This is a genomic window from Streptococcus handemini (genome assembly GCF_040984445.1).
GTDB lineage: Bacteria > Bacillota > Bacilli > Lactobacillales > Streptococcaceae > Streptococcus > Streptococcus handemini.
In genome coordinates this window covers 1-9,233 of sequence record NZ_JBFRYH010000068.1, presented here as the reverse complement: position 1 = coordinate 9,233, position 9,233 = coordinate 1, and the positions used below count along the sequence as shown (strand labels likewise).

The window sequence follows — 9,233 nt, the reverse complement described above, 5'->3', positions numbered from 1 at the left end:
CTTTTTGGTGTATAATAGTGTTGCATCTCAGAGTCTTTCTAATTGTTGTTGTGGTGATTACAATTATATCTCTCTGAGATGTTTTTTAATACCCTTGACTGGCTAACTTCATTTTAGAACTTTCGAAAAGACTTGCATATCTCTTCCAAAACAGATAGTATATAGAATATGGAGTTTGTCACCTGATTACTGTATTATAGAGTAAACTTCAAATAGAGAACAATTATGAATTCAAAACATCAAACCGTATTATTTATTACCATGCTAGCTGCTCAAGCAGTCGTTATTTCTTTAGTAGAGAGACTGATTCCAACTCCATTTTCCTTTGCTCCTGGAGCAAAACTTGGACTTGGCAATCTTATTAGTCTTATTGCTATTTTCACTCTTCCGGCTAAAGACAGTGTTAAAGTCGTGGGTATTCGCTTACTGATTTCTACCTTTTTAGGTGGAACATTTTCAACTTTTTTATATGGATTTGCTGGGGTCACACTCAGCTATCTTGGCATGTTATCTGCCAAACAACTAGGACCAAAACGGGTCAGCGCAATCGGTATTTCCATCCTAGGAGGCATGCTACATAATATTGGACAGCTCCTCGTTTTTGCTCTGATTGGCCAATCCCTCTTGGTTCTCAACTATTTGCCTATTCTCTCTTTTACTGGCATTCTTTCTGGTTTTCTAGTTGGTCTAACCGCCAACTACCTCCTTCAAAAAGTTGGACCTTTGCGCTACTATCATCATATCATTTTAGCAGAATGGAAGTAGTCTATCTTTCCTACCAATTTGGTAGGTTTTTCTTTCATTTTTACTAATTTGTGCTACAATAGCCTCATACCTTAATCACGAGAGGGAATTATGTCTTCTTTTAGTTTAAAATTTACACCGAGTCAACGGATTGTCCTAAGTTTTGCAGGCCTTATTCTGATTGGCTCGCTCCTCTTATCCTTACCCATTTCACAACTAGCCAGTTCAGAAGCTAGATACTGGGATCATCTTTTCACAACTATTTCCATGGTCTGTGTAACAGGATTGTTTACCGTTCCTGTTGCCGAAACCTACAATACTCTAGGGCAGCTCATTTGCATGCTCTTAATTCAAATCGGTGGGTTGAGCTTGATCAGTTTTATCGGACTATTTGCCCTAAGAGGGGGACGGAGACTCAGCTTCATCAATATGGCCACGCTACAAGAGAGTTTTAACGTGACTGAAACCAAGCACTTCCGTAGCTTTATCAAGTCTGTCTTTGGTTTTACCTTTGCCATCGAAGCAGTAGGAGCTCTTGTACTCGCCTTTCAGTTCGTACCTGATTTTGGCTGGCAACGTGGGCTTTTTTCAGCTTTCTTCGTAGCTGTTTCTGCCTTTTGTAATGCTGGATTTGATAACTTTGGCGCTACTAGCCTGGTGAATTATGCGACTAATCCCTTGGTCAATCTGATTATCGCAGCCTTGATTATCATGGGAGGTCTCGGATTTTCGGTCTGGTTTGATATGCAGACAAAAATTCAAAAACGCTTGAGTTTCAAAAAATTAAGTTTCCATACCAAGGTTGTCCTAACCATGACAACTGTGATTCTGCTGCTCGGTACCCTACTGACCTTGCTAACAGAATATCGAAATCCTGATACAATTGGCCACTTGTCCTTGCCACAAAAGGTCTTGGTTAGCTTTTTCCAAACTGTTACTATGCGGACGGCTGGCTTTGCTTCGATTGACTACACCAAGGCCAATCCTGTCACCTTACTACTCTATACCTTTCAAATGATGTTGGGCGGAGCGCCAGGTGGAACAGCTGGAGGTATCAAAATTACAGCCTTTTTAACCTTAATTCTCTATGCTAGAAGTGAAATTATCGGGCTGCCACATACGAATTTTAAGGCGAGAACCATAGATAATGAGACCATTCGAAAGGCCTTTGCAACCTTTATTGTCTTCATTATGGTCTTTCTAGCTGGGCTCTTTACCATTAGCATGACAGACCCTCAAAAACCTATACTCTTTCTGATTTTCGAGGTCATGTCAGCCCTAGCAACGGTTGGAGTAACGGCTAATCTAACTCCACAACTATCTCAACTTGGGCAGCTAGTGATTATGGCACTCATGTTCTTTGGACGAATTGGACCAATGTCAATTTTAATCAGCCTTTCTTCTCGGAAATTAGCTAAAGAAGAGACCATACAATACGCTAAATCATCTATGATTGTGTAACTGCACTTGGGCTGAAAACTTTCGCGTCTTGTTAATTGAATTCGGACGAAAAACTTGGAGAATAGAGACACAGATGTTCTAGCTTTAGCTAGTTACAACTTAGATTGAGCAAAAGTACCATAACTGCTCATTTTTATAGTTCAAGCAGCTTAACGCAGTAGTTGTCTGATTTGTAAAGCGATGATAAATCAACATTCTACAAACCTAGTCAACCTTGCGGGTGGGACTACAAAATCAATTTCTATGAAATCATGATTTTTGTCCCACTCCAAGCTCAACTTCTTCGTCATGTTTCCTCATTTTCATTCGTTTTTTAACACCCTCGTATCTTAATATAACTGAACTCGAGCTACAACTCACTGACAAAAAGATAAACCTCATTGGTTGTAAGACAACCTGCTTCGATTTCCTATTTTGTCTAGGAGCTGCTTAACGCTCTCGTATCTTGTGTAACTGAACTCGGGCTAAAAGCTCGGAAAAAAGAGACATAGCTGTTCTAGCTTTAACTAGATTACAGATATGGCTACCTTTAGGTATAAATACGCTTAGAAGATTGCGCTTCTTCGTCGTATTTCCTATTTTTCATTCGCTTTTTTAACGCCCTCGTATCTTGTTTTAAGGAGATTTTATGAAAACTCAAACGATTGGAATTTTAGGTCTTGGTGTATTTGGGACCACCATTGCTAAAACCTTACATCACTACGATTGTAATATTATTGCAGTAGACAACCATGCAGATCGGATTAACCAACTTGAAACTATTTTAACCAAGGGAATCGTAGGAGATATTACAGATAAGGATTTGTTACGTGCAGCAGGGATTGACCGATGTGATACGGTCGTTGTCGCTACTGGTCGTAACTTGGAATCAAGTGTGCTTGCTGTTCTCCATTGTAAAGCTCTCAATGTCCCAAAAGTCGTTGCTAAGGTAAAAAGTAAGACAGCCAAAGAAGTGTTGCTAAAAATCGGAGCAGATCGGGTCATTTCTCCAGAAAGAGAAACGGGTGTATCTCTAGCTAAGCACCTTCTTCACCGTGATACAACTGATTTGATTGAATTAGACGGAAATGTGACCATTATTGAATTTCATGCCCCTAAAAAATGGATTGGCAAGAGCTTGGCTCAACTCCAGCTACGCCAACACTACAATCTCAATATCATCGGCTACCGTGATGCACAGACCAATCAATTAAATGTGCAATTTTCACCAAACTACACCTTTAACGAACACGAATTGATTATGGCTGTAACCGATAACCATACCGTTGATCACTTTGAAGAATATACAAATAAATTATAGATATCCTACAACAAATCCGATTGCGTTCACTCAAGTTGGTTAAACATCTATCAACAGTCCAAGTAAACCGCTGATACCCGAACTTTTACTCCATTACTATCAAAATGAGCATTTTTCGATACTTCATTAGATAGTGCAGACGCAAGCAACCTCCTCACTAGTTGAGGGTTATTTCGTAATCCTTATTTCCAACCTGACACAAGCACTATCCTAACTTTGTTAATGCAACAATTTTATATTTTTAAGGCTATAAATGGCGGATAAGTTGGTTATTTTTGAATTTCAATGAGTATTAGCAATCAAACAGTGAGGACTGCCGGATTTTTAAAACATTGACAAACCTAAAAAATAAAGGAGTGAGGAAACTTGATTTCTAGAAAATCACAATTTTGTCTCACTCCTTTCTACTCTTTACGAAGGAGTTTTTATGCAGGATTTAACCCAAGGCAAACCGATTCGCGTGATTTTACGCTTTACTGTGCCACTGTTAATTGGTAGTTTTTTCCAATTAGCCTATAATTTTGCAGATAGTATCATTGTGGGGCATACCCTAGGAAAGGTCGCTTTTGCTAGCGTTGGAGCTACTGGGAGTATTGTTTTTCTCATTCTCGGTTTTGCGCAAGGCTTGACCAGCGGACTGACCATTGTCACCGCTCAACGGTTTGGCGCAAGCGATTTTGACGGAGTAAAAAAAAGTTTTATCCACGGGCTCTTCTATTCCTTTTGCATCAGCCTTGTTTTGACCGCTTTAGCCCTCACTTTTTTACGTCCCCTGCTCATTTTCATGCAGACCCCTGAGGAATTACTTCCCCATTCGCAGCAGTTTTTAACAGCCATTTTTGGCGGAACGATTTTCTCGGTGCTGTTTAACTATCTGTCTAATCTTATCCGCAGTCTCGGTGATTCAACGACACCGCTGATTGCTCTTATCATCGCCTGTTTCATCAATATTGGCCTCGACTTTCTCTTTATTTTAAATGTTGGATTGGGAGTATTCGGAGCAGGTCTGGCAACGATTACAGCTCAAGCCTTCTCTGTCCTGTATCTCGCGATTTATATTTATAAAAAAGTGCCTTATTTCCATGTCAAGAAAACAGAAATTCGACTAGATCGAAAAAATCTTGTCAAACATGCACAATTGGGATTTCCTATGGCTTTTCAGGCTAGTATTATCGCTATTGGCTCGATTACTTTACAAGTCATGCTCAATCAGCTTGGCACTGATGCCATCGCCGCTCAAGCCATCGCTAGTAAGACTGACCAACTCGCCATGCTCCCAATGATTAATCTTGGCTTGGCAGTTTCAACCTTTACTGCTCAGAATTATGGAGCCAAACTCTACTCACGGATTTTAGAGGGTTTAAAGAAAGCTGTTTTGATTGATATTGCATGGGCTATTGTCTTTGCCATTTTACTGGTGACAGCAAATCGCTTCTTCTCACGACTGTTTCTAGCAGACGGCAATCAAGAAGTCTATTCTCTCGCACTAGCCTACTATATCATTAACGGCTCTTGCTATTGGATTTTGTCGATTCTCTTTATCTTACGGAGTTTCATACAAGGACTTGGAAAAGGATTTGTCCCAACCCTAGCAGGTATCATGGAATTAGTCATGCGAGCCGGTGTTGCTATTGTCGGACTGATCTATTTTGGATTCTATGGTGTTGCTGCAGCCAATCCCGCTGCCTGGATCGGAAGCGTTCTGGTCTTGGTTCCAAGTAGTATTATTTTGACAAGAAAACTAGGCCAAGGGCAAATCTAATCGTTCTATCCTACGAAAATCAGTATTTTATCACAAAACAAAACCAGCTATACCTTCTACTAGCTGGTTTTCGTCTGTTATGAATGAGGGTCATCTAGGCTTCTGCCATGCAGTCCTTTTTCACGTTGAACTTGTTTGAGTTTCTCTGGGGTTATATCGTTGCCTGCTTCATCGACGATTTTGATGCCTTCAACATGGGCACGAACACTACGGCGATAGCCTTCGATATACTCTTCACGGAGGGCTGCTTGCTCTTTTAATTCCTCTTCTGTCAAGCCAACTTCCTTTTTCTTTTTGGCTAATTCATTGATACGATCAATTTTTGCTTGTTCCATCTTTTCTCCTACTTGGTGTTGATTTGGTTAAATTGGGCAACCTGTTGTACCTTGTTGGTCAATGCTGCAAGCAAGGCCAAGCGGTTGTTCTTCACGGCTTCGTCTTCGACCATGACCATGGTATTGTCAAAGAAAGCATCAATCACTGGTTGAAGAGCAAAGAGTTGGTCGATATTGCTGGTCAAGTCTGTGGTAAAGGAAATCTTCTCTACAGCTTCTGCCAAATCTTTTTCCTCAGCATTTTCAAAAAGACTGCTATCTACTGCGACATCTGCCTCTGCTTTTTCTGCTAAGTTAAAGGCACGTGAGAGGCTTTCAACCGCTGGTTTGAAAGCTGCTGTCTGGGCTTTTTCTGCCAAGAGACGAGCGGTTTCAATCATGTCACTGACCACAAAGTTAGTACTGTTTAAGACTGCCTCCACGATGTCTTTCGGCACACTCTTATCCATCATTTTCTCTACACGAGCACGGAAGAATTCAAGAACCTCCGCCTGATGTTCATAAGTAAGGCTATCATGGTTTAGAGTATAGAGCTTTTCGACCAATTCATCAATGGCAATCGTCCAGCCAAAGGCCTCCAAAATCCGTACCACACCTTGGGTTGCACGACGAAGAGCATACGGGTCATTTGAGCCACTTGGAATCAAGCCAACGGAGAAGAAGGACAAGATCGTGTCTAATTTGTCTGCAAGGGCAAGGACTGCTCCTACCTTAGTTTCAGGAAGAGCACCTTCTGCACTGTTTGGTAGGTAGTGCTCACGAATTGCTGCTGCAACGACTGGTGTCTCCCCTGCTAGAAGAGCATATTTCTCTCCCATAATCCCTTGTAATTCATCGAATTCACCGACCATACCAGTCAAGAGGTCAAATTTGTAAATAGCTGCTACACGCGCAAGGTCTGTTTTTTCTTCCTCAGAAAGCCCAGCTTGATTAGCCAAGAGAGCGCTAATAGCTGCCGTACGCTCCATGTGTTCATAAAGAGAACCAATTTTCTCATGGAAGGTCACGGCTTTCAGGCGCTCCACAAGGTCTTCAATCTCTAATTTTTGGTCCTCACGCCAGAAGAATTCCCCGTCTTCCAAACGTGCCACCAAAACTTTCTCATTTCCCTTAATGACATTGGCAAGAAATTCCGCATTTCCGTTACGAACAGAGATAAAGTTCGGCAAGAGTTTACCGTCCTTGTCTCGGACAACAAAGTAGCGTTGGTGATTTTTCATAGAAGTTACCAAAACTTCTTCTGGAACATCCAGATACTTAGCATCAAAAGCACCCATAAAAGCAGTTGGGTATTCGACCAAGTTCAAGACTTCGTTCAGTAACTCTTGATCAATCTCAACGACCACATCTTGCGCTTTTTCAATCGCCTTGATTTGCTCTACAATCATTCTTTCACGTTCTGCGCTGTCTGTAATCACAAATTCCTTACGCAAATCATCTTCGTAGCTGTCTGCTGTTGCAATTTCTGTTTCATGACCAAGGAAGCGATGACCACGGCTCACACGACCTGAAGTAATATCAAGGAAATTCATCTCAAGTGCTTCACCATCCAAGAGAACTGTCAAGGTATGAATCGGACGGATGTATTCAAATTTATTTGAAGCCCAGTGCATGCTGACTGGGAAAGTCATAGAAGCAAGAAGTTCTGGAATGCCTGCTAAAACTTCCTTAGCTGTCTTTCCTGTCTCATGCTTGGTCACATAGACATACTCTTCCCCCTTGATTTCACGGAAGGTAATATCAGCTGTTGTCAATCCTTTCCCACGGACAAAGCCTTCCGCAGCCTTGGTAAAATGACCATCAGCATCCAAGGCAATTTTCTTACTTGGCCCTTTAAAATCCTCTGTTAAATCTTCCTGCTGGTCTGCCAAGCCACAGACACGTACTGCTAAACGGCGAGGGGTTGAAAACATCTCAATCTCTTCAAAATCCAAGCGGTTATCTGTCAAAAATTGTGCCATGCGGTCTTTCAATTGAGCCATAGCAGGCGTTACAATGTAAGCTGGAATCTCTTCTAACCCAAGTTCTACTAGTAAATTTTTTGCCATCTTATTCTGCCTCCTCTGCTAATAGCTGCGCTCTTGTTGTTTCATCCAACAGCGGATAACCAAGGCGTTTTCTTTCTGCCACAAAAGTCTTTGCAACTACACGCGCTAGATTTCTAATACGTGCAATGTAGCCAGCTCGCTCTGTTACTGAAACTGCACCACGGGCATCCAGTAGGTTAAAGGTATGCGAACATTTCAAAACATAGTCAAAGGCAGGGTGAACTAAATGCTCATCCAAACAACGTTTTGCTTCAATTTCAAATTTCTCAAAGTTACTGAGCAATAAATCTTGGTCACTGATTTCAAAGCTGTATTTTGAATGCTCATATTCTGGCTGAAGAAAGATCTCACCATATTTCACTCCGTCTGCCCACTCGATGTCATAGACCGAATCCACCTCTTGGATATAAGAAGCTAGACGCTCCAAACCATAGGTCACCTCGGCTGTAACAGGAGCTGTTGCAAGACCTCCGACCTGTTGGAAATAGGTAAATTGAGTGATTTCCATACCGTCAAGCCAGACTTCCCAACCCAATCCTGCTGAACCAGTTGATGGATTTTCCCAGTTGTCTTCTACAAAGCGAATATCGTGCTCCAAAGGATTAATTCCAAGACGCTCCAAAGATTCCAAATACAATTCTTGAATATTGCTTGGGCTTGGTTTCATGACCACTTGGAACTGGTGGTGTTGGTAGAGACGGTTAGGATTTTCTCCGTAACGACCGTCTGCTGGACGACGACTTGGTTCTACATAGGCAGCATTCCACGGCTCAGGACCAATGGCACGCAAGAAAGTGTAAGGACTCATCGTTCCCGCCCCTTTTTCCGTATCATAAGCCTGCATCAACATACAGCCCTGTTCATTCCAAAATTGTTGCAAGGTCAAAATAATCTCTTGAAAGGTTAATTGTTTAGACATTGGTTTCTCTCTTTCTATTTGATCGTGATAAATGTCGAGTGCCTTCATGCCAAACGCAGAAAAATCAAAAAGCGCGCCAACACTCCTATGTTTCCATAGGGGCGTTGAAACGCGGTTCCACCCTAATTTATTACTTCATTTTGTTCTTAAAAATACTTGAGAAAGCGCCAATCACTCTGACTTTCCGTTTGGCTTTCACTGTCCCAAACTCGCTAAAGGCTGTACCAAGCGACCCTCTTTCTTATCTGATAGTATAGCAGAAAATCCTTCACCTGTCTATCCATACTCTGTAAAAATCACGACAAACGCATGAAACGGTCTTCGGCTTTTTTCTACCTCAAACACTTTTTTGATTTAAAGTAATCGTTTTAAATACTGGTCAAAGGATAGACTAAGGACATATTTCTTACGACGCATGCTCATTTTCTTTCCAAAATCCAACCGTTTTAGGACAGCTAGGCAGAATTTGTCCATCACATTCAAATTAAACGCTAACTGCTTGTTCAAAGTTTTATTCGCATCTTCTCGAAAAACAATATCTAATAACCAATGCATACTCTCTATCTGCCAATGACCTCGTACATAGTCGCATAATTCCTTCGCACTAACCTGACTACTCAAGATAAAGTAGCGTGTTTCTTCACCCTCTTGACTACTCTTGGTC

General features: G+C 41.5%; 8 protein-coding genes. 4 read left to right on the top strand and 4 right to left on the bottom strand.

The features are described 5' to 3' along the window. The first annotated feature begins 225 nt into the window (after positions 1-225). From ABPH35_RS09270 to ABPH35_RS09255, 4 genes are all read left to right on the top strand, one after another. Positions 226-765: a Gx transporter family protein gene (locus ABPH35_RS09270; RefSeq protein WP_349989456.1), complete on the top strand. Its 540-nt coding sequence runs from the start codon at positions 226-228 to the stop codon at positions 763-765. A 90-nt stretch (positions 766-855) separates the two neighbouring features. After that, a complete protein-coding gene (locus tag ABPH35_RS09265) occupies positions 856-2,205 on the top strand; it encodes a TrkH family potassium uptake protein (RefSeq protein WP_349989455.1) in 1,350 nt (449 codons plus the stop codon). A 628-nt stretch (positions 2,206-2,833) separates the two neighbouring features. Further along, on the top strand, positions 2,834-3,505 hold the full coding sequence (locus tag ABPH35_RS09260; protein ID WP_349989454.1) for a TrkA family potassium uptake protein: 672 nt from the start codon (positions 2,834-2,836) through the stop codon (positions 3,503-3,505). A gap of 427 nt (positions 3,506-3,932) precedes the next feature. Next, positions 3,933-5,267, top strand: coding sequence for an MATE family efflux transporter (locus ABPH35_RS09255; RefSeq protein WP_349989453.1), 1,335 nt, complete (start codon positions 3,933-3,935; stop codon positions 5,265-5,267). A 77-nt stretch (positions 5,268-5,344) separates the two neighbouring features. On the opposite strand, the gene ABPH35_RS09250 is transcribed toward ABPH35_RS09255, so the two are convergent. From ABPH35_RS09250 to ABPH35_RS09235, 4 genes are all read right to left on the bottom strand, one after another. After that, on the bottom strand, positions 5,345-5,602 hold the full coding sequence (locus ABPH35_RS09250; RefSeq protein WP_349989452.1) for a DUF896 family protein: 258 nt from the start codon (positions 5,600-5,602) through the stop codon (positions 5,345-5,347). Between the two features lie 8 nt (positions 5,603-5,610). Further along, positions 5,611-7,650, bottom strand: coding sequence for a glycine--tRNA ligase subunit beta (glyS, locus tag ABPH35_RS09245; protein ID WP_349989451.1), 2,040 nt, complete (start codon positions 7,648-7,650; stop codon positions 5,611-5,613). A gap of 1 nt (position 7,651) precedes the next feature. Further along, positions 7,652-8,569, bottom strand: coding sequence for a glycine--tRNA ligase subunit alpha (gene glyQ, locus ABPH35_RS09240; protein ID WP_349989450.1), 918 nt, complete (start codon positions 8,567-8,569; stop codon positions 7,652-7,654). A 354-nt stretch (positions 8,570-8,923) separates the two neighbouring features. Next, a partial coding sequence (locus ABPH35_RS09235) for an ISAs1 family transposase (protein ID WP_349988132.1) occupies positions 8,924-9,233 on the bottom strand: 310 nt, incomplete at its 5' end.